Source organism: Marinoscillum sp. MHG1-6, assembly GCF_024714475.1.
Classification (GTDB): domain Bacteria; phylum Bacteroidota; class Bacteroidia; order Cytophagales; family Cyclobacteriaceae; genus JAMZMI01.
In genome coordinates this window covers 422,612-441,812 of record NZ_JAMZMI010000001.1, presented here as the reverse complement: position 1 = coordinate 441,812, position 19,201 = coordinate 422,612, and the positions used below count along the sequence as shown (strand labels likewise).

The window sequence follows — 19,201 nt, the reverse complement described above, 5'->3', positions numbered from 1 at the left end:
TGTATGTACAAGTGCTCGACGGTGGTCGCTGCTGTATTCCTTTGTCTTTCTCTACAAGCCCAGCAGAGCGACGAATCCATAATAAGGGTCTTTGGCCAGGTCATGAGCCAAAAGGATTCCTCAACAATCTCCGCTTCCATCTTATATGAAAAACTGCCTTATTATGATGATATGGGCATGAGTTCAAGTGGTCAGGATGGATCATTTGAGTTTATGCTTGTTCAGGACACCAAGTATTTTTTCACGGTTAAGAATACAGAATATAATCCGGCCAAATTGGAGCAGGAAATTTCGGATCCGGATGGAGATGGTACCTTCAGCTTTAATATTTATTTGCAACCGGATCAGGATAAGGAGTTAATTACCCTCGAAAACCTGATATTCGCAAGAGGAAGTGATAAGATATCAGCCGAATCTCATAATGGTTTGGATGAGCTGGTCGATTGGTTGAATTCCCGCCCATCAACAATCATTCAATTGGAGGGACATACCGATTATGCAGGTAATGCTGACGCCAATATGAAATTGTCTGAGGCCAGGGTAGAGGCAGTGAAGGAATATTTACTCGATAAAGGGATTAACAAGAAAAGAGTTTTTACCAAGGCCTTTGGTGGAACTCAACCACTTTCCACTGATAGAACTCCGGAAGCGAAAGCCAAAAACAGACGTGTGGAGGTTCGGGTCTTGAAAAAATAAAATGAAAACGCCTAATTATGAATAAGCTCGTATTCTCTGCTTTATTAGTTTTCCTGTCACTAAGCATTCTTAGGGCACAGGAAACAGTGATCTGGGGGTCAAAAGTGATTGATGTATCTTCAGAATATGGCCGACTAGGCTATTCGGCGATACAGGCATTGCATAAGCCTAATGTCTTCCCGTCGGGAGGCGAAAACCCAAATGCCTGGAGGCCGTCATCAGAAGATCGCGAAGAATTCATTGTTGTTGCTTTTGATAAACCAATCAAAGCGAAACAGGTGGCTATTGCGGAATCTGAAAATCCTGGAGCGGTAAAGGCCGTTTACGGATATAACGAGGCGTATGATGAGTATACGCTGTTTGAATTAACTCCAAGGGCTTTGCCGATTGAAAGCAGATTATTGAATCTGTTTTTTGATGATACGGAGTATGAAATCTACGCCCTTAAAATTGTCTTGGATGGAGAAGGCGTTCCGGGTTATAATAGTATTGATGCCGTTGGGATTTCCTCGTCGAATATCCCAATTAGTGTATTGATCAATTTGGTGCCGGGGATCAATGAGGAAGTGACCACTGAAAAACTGGGAGCTAATGTCAACAGTGAATACATTGAGCACAGTCCGATTATTTCTCCGGATGGCAAAAGGCTATATTTTAGTAGGAAATATCATCCCGATAATGTGGGTGGACCTGAAGACCCGGAAGATATTTGGATGTCTGAAATGGATGAGGCTACGGGTGAGTGGAAGCCTGCGGTGAATTTAGGGCCCCCATTGAATACCGAAGGTCCAAACTTTATCAGTTCACTGACGCTGGTAGATGGTGAAGAAGTCCTTATTCTTGGTAATCGATATGGTAAAAAAGGAAGGATGTATTCCGGCCTTTCTGTTTCCAAGAAAAGAGGTGACACGTTTGATAAACCCGAATCGATTGAAATTCAAAATGAGTACAACTACTCTCCAAAAGCAGATTTTTTTCTGGCCCCGAGCGGTCAGGCAATTATTACTTCAGTGGAAAGAGATGACTCCTATGGAGGAAGGGACCTGTATGTCTCTTTTAAAAATGGAGATATTTGGTCCGAACCATTGAATTTAGGAGATGAGATAAATACTGCCGGTGAGGATTTTTCACCGTTCCTGGCTCAGGATGGCAAGATACTTTACTATTCTACCAATGGAATTAGCGGCTATGGAGGTTCGGATATCTTCGTGTCGATGAGACTAGATGATTCATGGACCAATTGGTCAGTACCTGAAAACCTCGGGGCCGGAGTAAATAGTGCTGAAGACGATCAATATTTCAGTATACCTTCGTCCGGTAAGCACATCTATTTCTCTCGAGGGGATACAGATGACGATACGGATATTTTTAGGTTCAAGGCTGAGGACCTTCTTCTTGACGATTCAAGCCCAATTGCATCTTCATTCAATCATTTGACTTCGGGCGAAGACGATGTCTTTGTGACAGTCTATGGAAAAGTACTTGATTCGAAATCGGGTAATGAAATCCCTAATGCCAGAGTAATTGTGGAGAGGTTGCCTGATGGGGTTGATATTGGTAGTATCAAAACCGAGGGTAGCGATTATCACTTTACTGTTAGAGCCGGGGCGCGTTATGGTCTACTGGCAAAATTGGATGGATACCTGTCCAGAAATGAAAACTTCGATTTTAATCGCATCAGTAAATCAGACTCTGTTAATAAAGACCTAATGTTGACCCCTATTGAGAAGGAGGCTAAGATTGTGATCAATAATATTTTCTTTGACTTTGATAAAGCGGTATTGAAAACTTCGTCCTATCCCGAGTTAAACAGAATATTGGAATATCTGAAATCCGGCGACATTGCTAAAATTCAAATATCCGGACACACCGACTCTGTGGGAGATGATGCTTACAATCAAGGATTATCTGAGCGAAGAGCAAGGGCTGTATTTAACTACTTCAGGCAAAATGGAGTGGCTTTTGCGAGCATGAAGGTCGTTGGATATGGAGAAACAGAGCCGATTGCACCAAATGACACAGACGAGAACAAACAGCTGAATAGGAGGGTAGAATTTAAGATACTGGAATGATTTCAGCCTAAGATTAAAGGCTACTTGTAGCAATAAGAGAAGCCGTATTTTTTATTCGTTCACTTGGATAAAGAATATCGGCTTTTTTTATGAACTCCCTGGCATGACTATAATTTCCACGGTTGAACTGATCAACCGCCAAATTATAGTATTGAAGACCGGCAAGATCGACAAGGTCAATCTTATTCATAATTCCGGTTTTGTTAAATTCATCACTTACACCCGCACTATTATAGGCCTCCTCTATTCTCGCATGAATTTGATCTGCTTCAGAAACAAAACCATTCATAGGATCGGTGGCTTCCATTAGGACCATCTGGTGCGCTACTTCAGCCATTAAAAATATGTGAAAGTCGAATTCGAGAATTTGGTGTTTGATGTCTAATTCGTTCATCACCAATGCCAGTAAGGCCGTCCCGGTAAGGCAGTCATATTTTTTATGTTCAATCAAATCACCGAAGGTGACGTAATTCTCATACCAGCTTAAATTTTTGCGATGAATGGTGTAAAAGAGCCTTTCCAGAAACTGAACCTCAGATTTTGACTTTTCTTTCAAATCAAAGGCTTTTGACATGATTTCAGAAAACTGATCCTGAATCCGTGTATATTTATTAAGGGTCATCTCCGGGTCAGGAGAAAGCAGTAATTCAAAGGGGTCTAAATCCGGTTTGCTAAAAGCGGCTTGTTCAAAATCAGAATGAAAATTAATGCGGATTTTATCCTGTGCAAGTGCAGGCTGTAATACAGTAAAAATAAGAAGCAATATGGTTGACAAAGTCCGCATCAATAGGTTTGAACACAGGCAGGTTATGCATTTGTTGTTTTAGTATTACTAGAAAGTTAATGAAAATGTTTCAATGTTACCTTAATGTTAACAAGCAAATTTAATCAAGTGGACATTTCTAACTCATTCTATGAGCTTTTTCAGTCTCAAGTAATTGAATCCAAGCTGCTTAGAGTGGAATCTGTGTCTAAACGGATGGATCGTCTAAGGGCAATTGAAAAATGGATTATTTCGAATAGAGAGAGCATCCATATCGCCTTAAAGGCTGATCTGGGAAAGTTGCAAGATGAGGCGGATGTGAGTGAAGTGATACCACTACTCTCGGAAATTCGCCATATCAAAAGAAACCTTAAAAAATGGGTGCTTCCCAATGAAGCCAGCTCATCAGTTCTGTATTTGGGAACTAGTGCTAAAGTGATCTATGAACCTAAAGGGACATGCCTGGTCATTTCTCCATGGAATTACCCGCTTCTGTTGTCGCTTGGACCTGTAGTATCAGCTTTAAGTGCTGGTAACACGGTTATTCTCAAGCCATCTGAATATACTTCAGCTACCGGGCAGCTCATTAAGGATCTGGCTAACGAGTTGTTTTCTTCAGAAATATTTGAGGTTTGTTTGGGGGCGGAGGATGTAAGCAAGGCACTCTTGCAACTACCTTTCAATCATATATTCTTTACCGGGTCTCCCAGAGTGGGTAAAGTGGTTATGGAGGCGGCAGCGAAACATCTTTCATCCGTGACGCTGGAGTTGGGGGGCAAATCTCCTACGATTGTAGATGGTAATTCCAATGTTCAACAAAGTGCCAAAAAAATAGCCTGGGGTAAATGGCTAAATGCAGGCCAAACTTGCCTGGCGCCGGATTATCTCTTCGTTCAGAAGGAAGTTTTAAGAGAATTTGTCAATTGCCTTAAGTCAGAGATAAAATTGCTCTATGGTGATCAATCTGGAATGACCCGGATCATCCATGAAGAACATTTGAAAAGACTTATCGCAATGCTCAAAGACTTTGAGTCTAATTCAGGTGACTTTATTGTAAAAGGGGAAATCAATGTTCAGGAAAAAATCATGGGGCCTACGGTAATGAATCATACGAAAGGGTCTTCTTCTCTACTTGAGGAGGAAATTTTCGGCCCCATTTTGCCAATTATTGAATATGGGGTACTGCAGGAGGTGATTGATACCATCAACTCAAAGCCTAACCCACTGGCGATTTATTTATTTACTAATAGTAAGAAGGTGGCAAGACGGATTGAAAAAGAAACAGCATCCGGGAGTTTGGTGATTAATGATTGCGTCATTCAATTTGCTCATCCCGGTGTACCTTTTGGTGGGGTCAATAATAGTGGCATTGGACGCTCACATGGCTTTTCAGGATTTAAAGCATTTTCCAATGAAAAAGGAGTGCTTAAGCAGCGAGCTGGGCGAGGGATACCTTATTTGCTGTATCCGCCTTATGATAGATTCAAAAAAACTTTGATTAAGCTGCTAATCAAATATATTTGAGCCGAAATTTTAAATAACCCACTTCTAACTATGTCAAGATTATTACCTGTATACCTTGGTATTTTTATCCTTATGGCCTGTTCCCAACAACAGGAAAAGAATCCAGCCTATTGGAACGGGGAATGGCAGGCCGAGTGGAAAACTGATCCGGCATCCTTTGCCGGAATACCCGGGATCACAGACTTTACCATGTCGGGCACCTTTACCTTCGATGGGGATCTTGTGAGTATCAAAGCTTATGGCTTCGAGGGGTGTGTTTTTAGCAAAGACACGTTGGATCACCAGCTGAACTGGAAGATTTCCAGTGATTCATTGATCCTGATCAATGATGAAGACACTCCGGGAATGGTTTATAGCATCAAAGAAGCTGATGAAAAGGAAATTCGTCTGCAACTCATGGATGATATATTCCTGACACTAAAAAAGTAGCCCTGGTCAAGGGCTTGAATATATCCGCCAGGTCCGACGATTAACGGAATTTTCTATTTTTCACATGATCTTTACTGAATATCAATAGGGCTTCAGCCTGCTATTTGGTATTTTGGTAGAAGAAATAAAATCTGTCATTATGAAAAAGGTCTTAATTGTATTCGCATCTTTTATAGCTTTAATCCTGATTGCAGCGATTGCTGCACCCATCATATTTAAAGACGATATAAAAGCGGCCATTGATGATGCAATGGCTGAAAGTCTTAACGCTAAAGTTTATTACGATGAGGATGGATTAAGCCTTTCTTTGTTTAAGAACTTTCCGGATTTAACGTTAACGCTGGAAAAATTTGGTATCGCGGGAGTTGATGAATTTGAAAAGGATACTTTATTAGATGTTGCTGCTTTCAGCCTGACGGTCGATATCATGTCAGCGATCAATGGGGAGCAAATTCAAATTGTTAACGTACTTCTGGATGAGCCGAATATTAAGGTAATTGTCCTAGAGGACGGGAAGGCAAATTATGATATTGCCAAGGATACCGGTGAGGTTGAAGAGGAGGAAGAAGAACCAGCAGACTCATCTGCATTAAGCATTCAAATCCAGGGATGGGAAATTCGAAACGCTAATGTGATCTATGATGATCGGTCAACTCCCATGCTAGCCGTAATCAATGGACTAAATCATCAGGGATCCGGAGACTTTACACAGGATGTTTTTGATATGACGACTACCACCCGGGTGGATGATTTTTCATTTGGTTATGATGGAGTCATGTACATCTCCAATAAGATTCTCCGAGCTGATGTAATCATGGCGATGGATCTGGCAAATATGAATTTTACATTCAAAGAGAACGAGTTTGCGCTGAACAACTTCGCTTTTGGGATCGATGGATGGATCAATATGCCTGCAGAAGATATTGATATGGAAATCAATTTTGGAGGAAGAGATATCGACATGAAGAGTGTCCTTTCGCTGGTTCCGGGTGACTATGAATCTTATCTGGAAGGAGTGGATGCGGCCGGTAAGATCGGGTTTGGAGGCTACGTCAAGGGGACTTTCAATGATAAATCAATGCCTCAGGTAAGAACCTCATTCAGCATTGATCAGGGAAGAGTAGCTTATGCCGATTATCCTATTCCAATTGAAAAAATCAATGTTAATGCAGTTTTTGACTACCCTTCGGCAGATTTAAGAGAAACCAGTTTTGTAGTCGACAAATTTGGAATGGAGGTAGATGGCCAGCCATTTGCTGCCACGCTTGTCTTCAAGGATTTGGAAGATTATTTCTGGGACTTAAAGGTGGACGGAACCATAGACCTTGAAAAGATCACCAAGGTGGTTCCAATGGAAGGAATGTCTTTGACCGGGATCATTACAGCAGGGCTTCAAAGTTCAGGAAGGATGTCCGCTCTGGAAGCAGAGGAATATTCAAAACTTCACACCGCAGGACAGATGACCCTTGCAGGCTTTAATTATGTATCTGACGACCTTCCTCAGGGTTTCAGCATCGAAAAGACTGAGCTCAATTTTGATCCGAAGGAAATTAACCTTACTTCCTTTAAAGGCAAGGCGGGAAAGACCGACTTGAATATGTCGGGAAAAATTACGAATTACATGGAGTATGCGCTTCAGGATGACGGTGAGCTTTTAGGCTCTCTTGATTTTTATTCGGCCGGAGTTTATGTTGATGAATGGATGCCTGAAGAAACAGAGGAGGAGGAAGAACCAGTGGATACAGCAGCGCTGGAGGTAATCAGAGTTCCTGAGAATATCACTTTTGTGTTGGCCTCCAAGATTGATCACATCTATTATGAAAACCTGGACCTGAAGAACTTTTTTGGTAAAGTGATCATTGAAGATGGTGCTATTAAACTTGATGAGACCGGGTTTAATATTTTGGAAGGCTCTTTCGTCATGAGCGGAGCTTACCTATCAGCGGAGCGATTTGAAAATCCTTTGTTCAATGCTGACTTTAAGATCAATAACCTATCCATTCCATCTTCATTTAAAGCTTTTAACACGGTGAAGAAACTGGCTCCTTTTGCAGAAAAAATGGAAGGAAAATTAAATTCTTCACTTACCATGAATGGAGTGCTTGGTTCTGATATGATGCCGATTTATGATGCGTTGCAGGGTAAAGGGGTACTTTCAGTGTTAGATGGCAAATTACAAGAAGTGAAATTGTTGCAAGCTGTGTCCAAGGTGAGCAAACTAAATACATCTGATGGATCGCTTGAGGTGAATGACACCGATGTTCAACTTAGCATCAGAGATGGGCGTGTATTTGTTAAACCTTTTGATCTTGTCATGGGAGGAAGAGAGACGACTTTCTCAGGCAGTTCCGGATTGGATGGTACACTAGACTATGAGATGTTCACCGTGGTGCCTTCTGGTCAGGTCGGGTCGACGATCAATAATACCCTAACATCTTTTACAGGAGGCAAAGAGTTGGTTTCCTCTACGGTGGATGTCACCTTTGGCATTGGAGGAACGTACGATGACCTTCAGGTGAAACTAATGAGTGCGAAGCCTACTGGAGCCGAAGGAGAAGGTGGCGCCAAAGCTCAGGCAAAGGAGCAGGTTACGCAGAAAGTTGATCAGACCAAAACAGAGGTAAAGCAGAAAACCGAAGCTGTGGTAGATGAGAAAAAGGAAGAAGTGAAACAGGAAGTAAAAGAGGAGACACAGCAGGTGCAGGAGAAGCTGGAAGAGAAAACGGATGATGCGAAACAGGATGCTAAAAAGAAGCTGAAGAAAATGTTTTAAAAATAAAAGGGGCCTGAGAGCCCCTTTTTTATTTTTCACTGTTTTTAATATCAATCAAATAGGAACGTTGACATGTCTCTCGGCATGGTATGAGCTCCTTACCAAAGGTCCGGACTCAACATATTTTAGTCCTCTCTTCAAACCTTCTTCCTTATATACTTCAAATTGATCCGGATGGATAAATTCTGCGACCTCAATATGCATTTTGGTAGGCTGTAAGTATTGACCAAGTGTAAGAATATCCAATCCATTTTCTACCAGGTCATCCATGGCCTTATAGACTTCCTCGGGCTTCTCTCCCAAACCTAACATGATCCCGGATTTGGTCCGCATTCCGGCTTCCTTGGTTCTTTTGGTTTGCTCCAGGCTACGGGCATATTTCGCTTGTGGACGAACTCTTCTATAGAGGCTCTCTACGGTTTCCATATTATGAGAAACTACTTCCTGCCCTCCTTCGATCATTCTGTAAAGCGCTTCCCAGTTACCTTTCACATCAGGGATCAAAGTTTCAATAGTGGTCTCAGGACTAAGTTGCTTAACCTTCACTACTGTTTGGTACCAGATCTCGGCTCCCCGGTCTTTCAGTTCATCTCTATTAACAGAAGTAAGCACTGCATGCTTAACCCCCATAGTGGCAATAGCCTCGGCAACCCGCTGAGGTTCTTGTTCATCATACTCCGGAGGTCTACCAGTAGCTACCGCACAAAATGTACAGCTTCGTGTGCAAACATTGCCCAGGATCATGAAGGTAGCCGTACCAGCACCCCAGCATTCTCCCATATTTGGGCAGTTGCCGCTTTCGCAGATCGTATGTAGTTTATTCTCATCTACTATTTTACGAACCTTCGCGTACTCCCTCCCCACTGGTAATTTTACCCGCAACCAATTGGGTTTCTTTGGTTTCGGATTTACATCCTTTGAAATAGTAGGTAATTCTATCATAAGAAGTTATTGAGGTGCAAAGAAAACCTCGTTAGAATTAAGTTCCAAAATTGGAGCGTTTATCTGCGTCTTCCCCAGTATAAAGAGAAATAAATAGAGGTGAAAACAGCCTTATTGTCCTCCACCGCCATGATGGGAATCTTCTGAGTAAATGCCTCTATCGCCACTCCTGTCTCTAAACCAACGACACTACTCTTAAAGTTTCCAAATTCGAAAGAAAGTCCACTTTTTGCATTAAGTCCGATCTTGTGTTTGGATTCACCCAGACCCTGGAATATTTTACCAGACCCCCCTACGGCACTTCTGCTCGGAAAATCCTGGACCGTGAACTTCGCGTAGTTCTGATCTGCGCCCAACACATAATAGGGGCTCACCAATGCCCAGGTAGGGCCTCCTGCAAAGACGGTGCTGATTTGTACACCTTTCTGAGGAGCCTTTTTGAAGAGCACCTTTTCGCGCCCATACTGGAACCGAAAGGAGTAAAGATGATTTGATTTTCCCCAGACGTAATTACTTCCTGAAACCTGGCCAAAATACTTTTGCTCTTTTGGATGAGTGACATTTAGGATTTCGAGTCCATAAGTATGGAATATCCCTTCCTCCTGTTGGAGGCCCACTTTGAAGATAAACCCACCAATGAGTGCACTGTTGGTATTTTTATTAATACCCCAGGTAATTTCCCGATAATAATCCAGATCGTCCTCCAACTGGGCCTGGGCCAGCAAGGGCAACGTGAAAATTAAATGTATCAAGAGCTTTTTCATGGGGCTAACCAAATGGTATAATAAAATTAATCAAAGAAACCCCATATAAAAACGATCATCAGGGTGCTATGACATTAATTTTTCTGAAACATCTCCATAAGATATTCCAAGATGAGAGGCGTCATAAACACAATTTCCATTGTCGATCACCAATACCTGCGGGCTTTGGTGTTCTATCCCATAACGATTGGTTATTTCGTTGGATACCTCTCGATACTGAATCAAATCGAGGTAGTACGCTTTAGATGCCGGGTGATTTGCATCATCCCATTTTCTCTCCAGACGATCATGTGCCGCAGCACTGATAGAGCATCTCGTGCTGTGTTTAAAAATCACCACAGGTGCTTTTGCTGATTCCTCGTCAATGTTATTTAGTCCTTCAATGTTTTTGAGTTCTTCCCAGTTCATATGCTATTAGTCGTTCCAGATTTTGGCTTCTTTTCTATCAAACTTTGGTTTTTTGATTTTCTCCTTAACAGTTGGAGGGTCTTCCTGGTTCCCATTGACTCTTACCCAGTAAACATTCCATTTGCGCATTCCTTCCCGAATTGTTTCTGAGGATTGATTCGCATAGTGGTAGTTAAAACTAGGGTGCATGTCTTTTGTTTTATTCCACTTGATTTTCGTTTCTCCACTGAAAAAGGGTGTTTCATATTCTACTAAACGATTAGCCCTTTCAGCCCTTTTGTCTTCTTTGAATCGTCCCTGGTATTTGCCGTATCTAGGAGGCAAATTCAGATACTTGTAGCCTGCATAAGGATCTCCTACAGAATAACGCGGACTAGTTTTCATGAGTTTATTGGGCCAGTTCATTTCCCCTGTTGAATACCTCGGGTTCGTAGCCATCAGCTTTTTAGGCCATTGGATTTCTCCGGTAGAGTATCTTGGATTGGGCTGATACTTTTTAGAAGCAAATGATTCACCCGTACTATATCTTGGTTCATCTCTTTTCATGAGCTTATTAGGCCAGGTGAACTGTGCTGAGTAACGTGGGCTGGTATATTTATATCCTTTATAAGGTTCTGCTACACTGTAGCGTGGACTTACCGGTTTACGCTTATTCCAGTCCATTTGTTGAGAGTACCTTGGAGATGGCTTGTAGTTGTTGTTAACAAATGGACTTCCAGCTGATAATCTTGGGCTGGCTGTTTTGTCCTTCTTCGACCAGATATCCCCTGTTGAAGAATACCTTGGGCCACTGGATTTCCAATCAAAGTCTCCCGGTTTTCTGCTTTGAGAGTATCGCGGAGATCTATTGAAATTATATCCCTTGAACGGATTTCCCATGGAGTATCTGGGTGTCAGTTTCATCAAGTCCTGCTTACTCCATATGTTTTTGGAGGAAGAATACCTTGGTGCGGTGTTAAACCTTTGGCCCCGAAAGGGACTGCCGCTGGACATTCGTGGAGAGGTAGTCTTATATCTCTGATCTCTAAAAGGTGAACCGGCAGAATATCTTGGGGTCGTCCGTATTAAGTCCTGCTTACTCCAGATATTTTTAGAGGAGGAATATCTTGGAGCCACGTTAAACCTGAAGTCCTGAAATGGGCTGCCACTGGAAACCCTGGGAGACGCAGATTTATACCTTTTCTCTCTGAAAGGCGAACCGGCAGAATATCTTGGCGCTACCCGGATAGACTCAAAGTATCCTGAGCGATTCCCAGAAATGGAACGGGGAGAAGATTGCTTCATCTCCCGAAGGTTGAATGGACGAATGGAGGAGGTCCTTCTTTCGACAGATTTTTTCTTTCTAAATGCCTGAAAAGGGCTTTTGGAAGGCCCGGTGTCAGACCGCCCGGGAGGTTCTGGTTTAGCCTTTTGTGTTTTGAGCCTTCTATCCGAATCAGTTATGAGCTGTGCCGCGACCTCTCCCACCATCAAAAATGATAGGATTAGAAAGAAGATAGATATGGAAGCAAAACGATACAAACCTGTTAATGACTGAAATTCAAAGATTTGAAAATATTAACATAAAGCCAATGATAAGACTATTAATGTGGATTAATAACGCAAGAGCTGGTTGATTTTGTCTTTAATTCGATTTTTTGGCAGAAAATTATTCTCTAATGCCTGCGCAAATGGGATCGGACTATCCAGGCTTGCCTCGCGCATCACCGGGCCATCCAGCTGTTCAAAACAATGTTCGGAGATCCAGGCGCTAATTTCAGCTCCAATGCCTCCTGTAAGAGTGTCTTCGTGTAGAATGAGTACTTTATTTGTTTTATTTACCGTCTTTTCTACCGCAGCTTTATCCCAGGGCAGTAAAGTGCGCAAATCAAGCAAGTCAGCTTCAACACCTAATTCGTCCATGATCTCTTTTGCCCAATGCACTCCCATACCATACGTTATTATCGACAAATCCGTTCCTTCCCTGACCAATTGTGCTTTGCCAACCTCCACCGTATAATAGTCATCGGGTATTTCATCACTTAATGAACGGTAGAGGTATTTATGCTCAAAGAACAGGTATGGATTGGGATCTTCCAGGCTGGCTAAGAGTAGACCTTTGGCATCATAAGGATTTGATGGATAAACAATTTTTAATCCAGGCGTATGAAAAAACCACGCTTCATTTGATTGCGAATGGAAAGGTCCTGCCCCCATTCCCCCTCCTGTAGGCATTCGGATCACCACATCTGCATTTTGTCCCCACCGGTAATGGCTTTTGGCCAGGTTGTTTACAATTTGATTAAACCCGCATGAAACGAAGTCGGCAAACTGCATTTCAATCATGGACTTCATGTCTTTGATGGATAGACCAAGGCCTGCTCCCAAAATGACTGATTCGCTAATTGGAGTATTTCGAACGCGTTCTTTTCCAAACTGATCCAGGAAGCCATCGGTTACTTTGAACACTCCACCATACTCTGCTATGTCCTGACCCATTAACACGAGTTCCGGATATTTTTCCATTCCTTGTCTGAGTCCATCAGAAATGGCGTCAATAAATCTTCGGTTGGTCGTTTTATCCGACGCAGGTTCAATGACCTCTTGCTCAAAGGGAAAATACACATCAGACAATTCTTCCTCTGGGTCTGCTTCTACCGGTTCTTTCGAAAAAGCCTCATTGACTGCCTGGCTCACCATACCTTTTATCTCCGCTTTGATCGAATCAATCTCACTTTGATTTACTACTCCCTCGGCAAGCAGATAGCGTTCATAGTTATCCACCGGGTCTTTCTCGGCCCAGGATTCCATCAACTCCTTTGGAACATAATCCGTTCCCGAGGCTTCTTCATGTCCCCTCATCCGAAACGTGCAAACCTCAAGTATTACGGGTCGTGGATCAGTTCGCAGGTCTGAGGCAAGCCTTTCCATTTCACTGAGTACCTCCAGCACATTATTACCATCTATGCTCACGGCTTCAATACCATAGGCAGGTCCTTTGACTACAAAGGATTCGAAGTTGAATTGTTCCATACTTGGGGTTGAAAGTCCATAGCCATTGTTTTCTATGATAAAGATCACGGGCAGGTTCCAAACTGAAGCCACGTTCAGCGCTTCATGGAAATCCCCCTCACTGGCACCACCATCACCGGTAAATACCGCTGTAATTTTATGTTCTTTCTTAAGCAATGAGGCCAGAGCGATACCATCGGCAACGGGCATTTGAGCTCCCAAATGGGAGATCATTCCTATGAGATGAAAATCCCTTGACCCGAAATGAAAGGATCGATCCCGACCTTTTGTGAATCCTCCCGCTTTTCCCTGAAATTGCTCAAAGAGCCTTGTCAATGGAATACCCCTGGAGGTAAAGATGCCCAGGTTGCGATGCATCGGAAGAATGTATTCGTCTGAGTGCAGGGCAAGAGCGACCCCAATAGAAATGGCTTCCTGGCCAATACCGGAAAACCATTTGCTGATTTTTCCCTGTCGTAACAGGATCAGCATTTTTTCTTCAATAAGTCGGGGAAGGATCAGTTCCTTATAGATAGAAATCAGCTGATCATTGTCCCTGTTTTTACGATCGAAGACGATAGGTCCCATGGGTGCCAAAGGTAATTTTTTGCCAGTCAAGAATCAGCCCGATCAGTTTAATTAATTTAGCGGATCATATGGTACAATACACCGAACATACTTTAAAAAACGGGCTCAAACTGATCGTACACCAGGATCGAAATGCCCCTATTGTGTGCCTAAACCTGCTTTATAAAGTAGGTTCCAGAAACGAGGACCCTCACAAAACGGGATTCGCACATTTATTTGAACATCTTATGTTCGGTGGATCTAAGCATATTCAAAACTTTGATGAACCGTTACAGCAGGTAGGAGGCGAAAACAATGCTTTTACCAGCCCTGACATCACTAATTATTACATCACGATCCCTTCTAATAATGTGGAGACCGCATTTTGGTTAGAATCGGATCGAATGCTCGGTTTGTCTTTTGATCCGAAGGTGCTGGAAGTACAACGTAAGGTGGTTATTGAAGAGTTTAAACAGCGCTATTTAAATCAACCGTATGGTGATTTGTGGTTAAAGCTAAGACCGCTGGCCTATAAGGTTCACCCGTATCAATGGGCTACCATTGGTAAAGAGATCAAGCACATCGAAGATGCAACCATGGACGATGTGAAGGCCTTCTTTGGACGTTTTTATGATCCATCAAATGCAGTGTTGGTGGTAGCTGGGGATATCAGTGAAGAAAGAGCATTGGAACTAACAGAAAAATGGTTCGGCCCGATTCCATCGAATGGGCCGGTTGAGCAACAGTTGCCAGCTGAGCCGAGACAAGAAGAATCAAGGTTTTTGGAAATCAAAAATGACGTGCCGGCGTCGGCTATCTATAAGGCGTATCATATGCCGGGTAGAATGGGGAAAGATTATCATTCTGCAGATTTGATGAGTGACCTCCTGGGAAGGGGAAAGTCATCCATATTGCACCAGCGACTGGTAAACGACCTTCATTGGATGTCATCGGTATCCGCTTATGTCACTGGAAGCGTGGATCCGGGACTTTTGACAATTACCGGAAAAGTGAATGAAGGACAAGATATGGAAAAAGTTAATCAGGAAATTGAAGCCATACTGGATCGAACATTAAATAAGTCACTTGACGCCGATAGTGTACAGAAGCTTAAGAATCAGGCGGAAGCTACCATGGTCTTTTCAGAAACTGAGTTGCTTAATCGTGCTATGGGTCTGGCCTACGCCAATTTTCTGGGAGAGACTAATTTGATCAATGATGAGTTGGATATTGTGAAGTCAGTGACGGGTGAAGATATGATCAATATGGCCAGAGAGGTCATTCGACCATCCAATTGTTCAACTATATATTATCTACAAGACAATTAATATGAAACCAAATATTCGCATAGGTTACGGGTACGATGTACATGCCTTGGCTGAAGGGGTTGATTTTTGGCTAGGAGGAATAAAGGTACCCCATACTCATGGAGCGTATGGCCATTCTGATGCCGATGTTCTGATCCATGTGATTTGTGATGCGCTTCTTGGCGCAGCCAGTCTGAGAGATATTGGGTTTCATTTCTCCGATAAAGACCCCAAGTACAAAGGCATCGACAGCAAGATTCTCTTAAAGGAAGTGGTTCGCCTAGTTGAAGATAAAGGATATGGTATCGTAAATATTGATGCCACGGTATGTTTGCAACAACCGAAAATTGGTCCGCATATCGAAGCCATGAGAGAGAAGCTGGCAGAGGTAATGGAATTACCTGTTGAAGATGTTTCGGTGAAGGCCACAACCACTGAAAAACTTGGTTTTGTCGGCAAAGAAGAAGGAGTGGCAGCACATGCAGTGGCACTCATCTACAAAAAATAGTCATGAAAGAATCCTGCGTCTCCGGTAAAAGAATTTACGAAACGCAAAGTGAAGCGGAGGAAGCTTTAGTGGAAGCATGGATCAATTTTAACTTTAACGAAAGCTCTGGCCCCAGGGCAATTTATCAATGTCAGGATTGTGACCGATTTCATTTTACTTCCCAGGGCGAAATGAATGAACATCTCAAGGAACGCCTCGATAATGGCTATATCGAAAAACAACGGCGGGCCCGTGAATGGGAGCGAAAGTTGCGCTGATCAATCGACTTCATGAACACCCTTCTTAAATTGATATCCGGATTTATTGATCAGCTTTTCTCCTGAAACAATTTTCCAGTCACTTTGGTCATCAGGATCGAATACAGGAGCCGTCAGACCCAATTCATCGCTTAATTTGGGATAATAAGCTCGCTTAGAAGGATGTTCGGGGGAGCAGGCATTAAAAGTCTCTCCCCAGAGCCTTTTTTTGATGATGGTTTGTATGATTCCAATACAGTCATCTAAATGAATCATATTGATCGGGCAATTCCCTCCTTTCAAATTTTCTTTACCGGCAAACCATTTTCCCGGATGTCTGTCTGGGCCTATGAGTCCAGCAAACCGTATGATGGTATTTTTGGGCGAATTAAAGAGCTTTTCTATTTCAAGAAGGGGAATGCCTTTTCGAGTTTTTGCGTCGGGTGAAGCATCAACTTCCGTTACAGATCGGTTAAGGTTTGGGTAAACGCTGGAGGAACTGATAAATAGGATATGCCCAGGATATCGACTCTTGATTTGATTAAGGCCTGATGCATACTCTTCCTGAGAGGAGCTACCAGGAGGAACCGCAATGATCATTACTTCTGAGTCAAAGAAGTCTGTAGATATCATATTCCGTGAAAGTAAGTTTAACTGATAGGGTTCGGCCCCTATTGCTTTTATTTCTTCCAGTTTATTCGTGCTGGTTGTGCTACCCTTGACGGTGTACCCCTCCCCAATCAGAGATTTAGCCAGAGGTAAACCGAGCCACCCGCAACCAAGTATGCTGATTTTTGATATCATCTTACGAAAATACAATGAAGATTTTTCGAGAGCTCATTTTTCAAAGCTTTTGGAGAAGGATTCTTATCTGTAAAATTGGACTCCTACAAAATACGAGCTCCCTTTCTTTTGAGACTTTTTAACAAAAAAGAGGTTGTGCACTGACCTTCGTCATAGTTTTTATTACGATTGTTTCTGAGATTTCATTCATTATCAAGGACTTTCCTTCACTCCAATTTCCTCATTGGTACTCAGAGGCAGAGCCCAGAAAAATTCAGCAAAATGAAACACCTTTTGGATCTTAATGATTTGATGGAGGAGGAAATCGGTCAGGTTTTTCAAACGGAAAGGCTGATGATCACCTTTTTGGTTGAGCTTGGACGTAGAACTGATTATGTTCCCTTAAACGAGTGGATTGAAAAGTACACTTCTCTATGTGATCTCCATGCCCTAAAACTGGAAGAAATATTTCTGGACCTGTTTATCCAATTGGAGGTAAACAAGTCTCACGTTCTGGAAGATATTATTCGTGAATACACCTCAAAGCTGACTCGTACACCCGATGAGTTTATTCAGGAGGAGGAGGCCATACTGGCACTATTCCGAGTAATCCATTATAAGATAGCCGTGTACAGCACGATTGGAATCCATATGAATGCCTTGAAATTTCTTGAGCAGGCCATGCACCTTGAATGCTTATTAAATGAGGAAAAGCGAATGGAGGAAGAGCTCAGGCTACTAACCGAAGAGCACAACGTATTTATTGACAACTGGTATTCGATCTGATCTTTGTTTTAAGAATTCCTTTTGGAAAAGATCACTGCATCCAGGGAAAACTTCCCAGGCCCCATTAGGAACAAAGAGGAATAGGCACAGAAATAGAGGATAGACATTTCCTTTTTTCCAATTGGGTCTCCTGCATGGGCAACAAAGCATGCCACAAGCATGGTAAAGATTAACGGAATAACGGATAATCGCGTGAACAAGCCGAATGCTACAAAAGTGGCACAAAAGAACTCCGCGAAAATGGCCAGTGCTAAAGAAATTTCCCCTCCTAATCCAAGGAAATTCATAAAGTTTGGTGCGTAATCATTGAAATGTGTGATTTTACCAAAACCATGATTCATCATTAAGAAACCAAAGCCAATCCTCAGTACCAGTGCGGAATAATTCAACTTATTCGAATCTACTTGAGGTGTAAGAAGTTTTGAGAGATTCATTGTACTCGTTCTAATCTTATTCTGGATTGCGGAATATTGCGGGTCGAAATCCCAGCGTTGGGCCATGGCTACGGCAAAAAAGTAGGAAGTACCGGACTCGAACCGGTGACCCCCGCCCTGTCAAGGCGATGCTCTGAACCAACTGAGCTAACCTCCTATACAATCTGAACGCCACTACTCCATTCCCATCAGGCCAATATCCCAATGGTAAACAAATATAGAAGATAGCAAATGAGAATTCTTAGAATTGAAGAGTCAAGTTTGGAATGGCCATAAAAAAGCCTGAGTAATTTCTCAGTCTTTTAGTTGAACCTTAGATTCTACTCAACTACTATTTTGCGCGTTAATCTTTTTCCATCATACATGACTTCAAGAAGGTACAGGCCTTCTTGCTGATTGGTCAGGTCGATAGTTTCAGAAAAAGTACCTCCAAATTGATCGAAGAATCTGGAAAATACTTCCTGACCGCTCAGGTTATAAATTTTAACTGAGAGTTCACCCTGATCGGGCACTTTAAACTTTAAGGTAAATCGGCCAAATGAGGGGTTAGGATAAAAGTCCAACATTTCGAGTTCAAGTGCATTGTCCTTCTTTACATTGCCTTTTTTGCCAAACTCATCACCGTCGAGATCAAGAATTTCAACTTTGCGATCATTTGGGGCTAATGCTTCATCGAAATGAAATAGCATCATGTTTTTCTGAATATGATCTTCAAGGGAGTCTGCCCATTCGAAGTTGAAATCTATTTGTGAAAGGCTCTCTTCAAGCTTTTTCAACTGAGTTTCAAATTGTTTAAAATGATCATCATTGAGGGCCATCATGGAATCCATGTTGAACTTTAGTGAATTGCTTAAACTCAACATTTGTCCATTTGGGCCGATGAATCTATGGATACCTATATCGGGTTTAGGATCGTTGGCCTGACTAAAATGAAACAACATTTCATCACCCTCTGTAAATTCCTTGAGCCGGGGATCGTTTCGCATTTGTTCTTCATTTTCGTATTCACCTTTGAATGTTTTGGTTTCACCGTCAATTTCCCGGGTGATTTCAATTTTGATCTTTCCTTTGGAGTCGCTCTCCTGAGCCAAAGCCATTGACACAAATAAAATACTCAGTGTCAGGCTTAATATTGTTTTAGAGACTGTACGATTCATATCGGTTTGGTTTTAGAATATTTCATTGTACGAACCCCTTGTTCAGTAGGCTGTTAAACAG

At 42.4% G+C, this 19,201-nt stretch carries 18 protein-coding genes and 1 tRNA gene; 9 read left to right on the top strand and 10 right to left on the bottom strand.

Features of this window, described 5'->3' with window-relative positions:
• Window positions 1-3: 3 nt before the first annotated feature.
• Both NXR94_RS02000 and NXR94_RS01995 read left to right on the top strand, forming a co-directional pair.
• Window positions 4-696 carry an OmpA family protein gene (locus NXR94_RS02000; RefSeq protein ID WP_258102887.1) on the top strand — a complete coding sequence of 231 codons (693 nt, stop codon included), beginning with the start codon at window positions 4-6 and terminating at the stop codon, window positions 694-696.
• 17 nt (window positions 697-713) lie between these two features.
• Window positions 714-2,768, top strand: coding sequence for an OmpA family protein (locus NXR94_RS01995; RefSeq protein ID WP_258102886.1), 2,055 nt, complete (start codon window positions 714-716; stop codon window positions 2,766-2,768).
• A gap of 13 nt (window positions 2,769-2,781) precedes the next feature.
• On the opposite strand, the gene NXR94_RS01990 is transcribed toward NXR94_RS01995, so the two are convergent.
• Window positions 2,782-3,552 (bottom strand): hypothetical protein, encoded by a 771-nt coding sequence (locus NXR94_RS01990; RefSeq protein WP_258102885.1) that lies wholly within the window; start codon window positions 3,550-3,552, stop codon window positions 2,782-2,784.
• A gap of 84 nt (window positions 3,553-3,636) precedes the next feature.
• Here NXR94_RS01990 and NXR94_RS01985 point away from each other — a divergent pair, with 84 nt between their 5' ends.
• The 3 genes from NXR94_RS01985 to NXR94_RS01975 all read left to right on the top strand — a co-directional run bounded on the left by NXR94_RS01985 (window position 3,637) and on the right by NXR94_RS01975 (window position 8,257).
• Window positions 3,637-5,055 carry an aldehyde dehydrogenase family protein gene (locus NXR94_RS01985; protein WP_258102884.1) on the top strand — a complete coding sequence of 473 codons (1,419 nt, stop codon included), beginning with the start codon at window positions 3,637-3,639 and terminating at the stop codon, window positions 5,053-5,055.
• Between the two features lie 30 nt (window positions 5,056-5,085).
• Window positions 5,086-5,484, top strand: coding sequence for a hypothetical protein (locus NXR94_RS01980; RefSeq protein ID WP_258102883.1), 399 nt, complete (start codon window positions 5,086-5,088; stop codon window positions 5,482-5,484).
• Window positions 5,485-5,623: 139 nt separating this feature from the next.
• Window positions 5,624-8,257 (top strand): AsmA-like C-terminal region-containing protein, encoded by a 2,634-nt coding sequence (locus tag NXR94_RS01975; RefSeq protein WP_258102882.1) that lies wholly within the window; start codon window positions 5,624-5,626, stop codon window positions 8,255-8,257.
• Window positions 8,258-8,311: 54 nt separating this feature from the next.
• Here NXR94_RS01975 and lipA read toward each other — a convergent pair whose 3' ends face one another.
• The 5 genes from lipA to NXR94_RS01950 all read right to left on the bottom strand — a co-directional run bounded on the left by lipA (window position 8,312) and on the right by NXR94_RS01950 (window position 13,950).
• Window positions 8,312-9,199 (bottom strand): lipoyl synthase, encoded by an 888-nt coding sequence (gene lipA / locus NXR94_RS01970; RefSeq protein ID WP_258102881.1) that lies wholly within the window; start codon window positions 9,197-9,199, stop codon window positions 8,312-8,314.
• Window positions 9,200-9,258: 59 nt separating this feature from the next.
• Entirely contained in the window at window positions 9,259-9,963 is a 705-nt protein-coding gene (locus NXR94_RS01965; RefSeq protein ID WP_258102880.1) for a hypothetical protein, read from the bottom strand.
• Between the two features lie 66 nt (window positions 9,964-10,029).
• Complete coding sequence (ytxJ, locus tag NXR94_RS01960; RefSeq protein WP_258102879.1) at window positions 10,030-10,371, bottom strand: bacillithiol system redox-active protein YtxJ; 342 nt, start codon at window positions 10,369-10,371, stop codon at window positions 10,030-10,032.
• Window positions 10,372-10,377: 6 nt separating this feature from the next.
• A complete protein-coding gene (locus NXR94_RS01955) occupies window positions 10,378-11,841 on the bottom strand; it encodes a hypothetical protein (protein ID WP_258102878.1) in 1,464 nt (487 codons plus the stop codon).
• A gap of 123 nt (window positions 11,842-11,964) precedes the next feature.
• Window positions 11,965-13,950 (bottom strand): dehydrogenase E1 component subunit alpha/beta, encoded by a 1,986-nt coding sequence (locus NXR94_RS01950; protein ID WP_258102877.1) that lies wholly within the window; start codon window positions 13,948-13,950, stop codon window positions 11,965-11,967.
• A gap of 68 nt (window positions 13,951-14,018) precedes the next feature.
• Between NXR94_RS01950 and NXR94_RS01945 the strand changes: the two genes are divergently transcribed.
• Genes NXR94_RS01945 through NXR94_RS01935 form a run of 3 tightly spaced genes read left to right on the top strand, consistent with a single transcriptional unit; the run spans window position 14,019 to window position 16,001 of the window.
• Complete coding sequence (locus NXR94_RS01945) at window positions 14,019-15,257, top strand: pitrilysin family protein (protein WP_258102876.1); 1,239 nt, start codon at window positions 14,019-14,021, stop codon at window positions 15,255-15,257.
• Window position 15,258: 1 nt separating this feature from the next.
• Window positions 15,259-15,744, top strand: coding sequence for a 2-C-methyl-D-erythritol 2,4-cyclodiphosphate synthase (gene ispF, locus NXR94_RS01940; RefSeq protein WP_258102875.1), 486 nt, complete (start codon window positions 15,259-15,261; stop codon window positions 15,742-15,744).
• Window positions 15,745-15,746: 2 nt separating this feature from the next.
• Window positions 15,747-16,001 (top strand): hypothetical protein, encoded by a 255-nt coding sequence (locus NXR94_RS01935; protein ID WP_258102874.1) that lies wholly within the window; start codon window positions 15,747-15,749, stop codon window positions 15,999-16,001.
• Here the strand turns inward: NXR94_RS01935 and NXR94_RS01930 are convergent, their stop codons facing one another.
• On the bottom strand, window positions 16,002-16,784 hold the full coding sequence (locus tag NXR94_RS01930; protein WP_258102873.1) for an SDR family oxidoreductase: 783 nt from the start codon (window positions 16,782-16,784) through the stop codon (window positions 16,002-16,004).
• Between the two features lie 261 nt (window positions 16,785-17,045).
• On the opposite strand from NXR94_RS01930, the gene NXR94_RS01925 reads away from it, so the two are divergent.
• Window positions 17,046-17,549 (top strand): DUF892 family protein, encoded by a 504-nt coding sequence (locus NXR94_RS01925; RefSeq protein ID WP_258102872.1) that lies wholly within the window; start codon window positions 17,046-17,048, stop codon window positions 17,547-17,549.
• Between the two features lie 8 nt (window positions 17,550-17,557).
• Here NXR94_RS01925 and NXR94_RS01920 read toward each other — a convergent pair whose 3' ends face one another.
• From NXR94_RS01920 to NXR94_RS01910, 3 genes are all read right to left on the bottom strand, one after another.
• Window positions 17,558-17,983 (bottom strand): DoxX family protein, encoded by a 426-nt coding sequence (locus NXR94_RS01920; protein WP_258102871.1) that lies wholly within the window; start codon window positions 17,981-17,983, stop codon window positions 17,558-17,560.
• An 82-nt stretch (window positions 17,984-18,065) separates the two neighbouring features.
• Window positions 18,066-18,140: transfer RNA gene (locus NXR94_RS01915), tRNA-Val, on the bottom strand.
• Between the two features lie 163 nt (window positions 18,141-18,303).
• The gene (locus NXR94_RS01910; RefSeq protein ID WP_258102870.1) at window positions 18,304-19,140 is read right to left on the bottom strand and encodes a T9SS type A sorting domain-containing protein; all 837 of its coding nucleotides are present in this window, start codon (window positions 19,138-19,140) and stop codon (window positions 18,304-18,306) included.
• Between the last annotated feature and the right edge of the window lie 61 nt (window positions 19,141-19,201).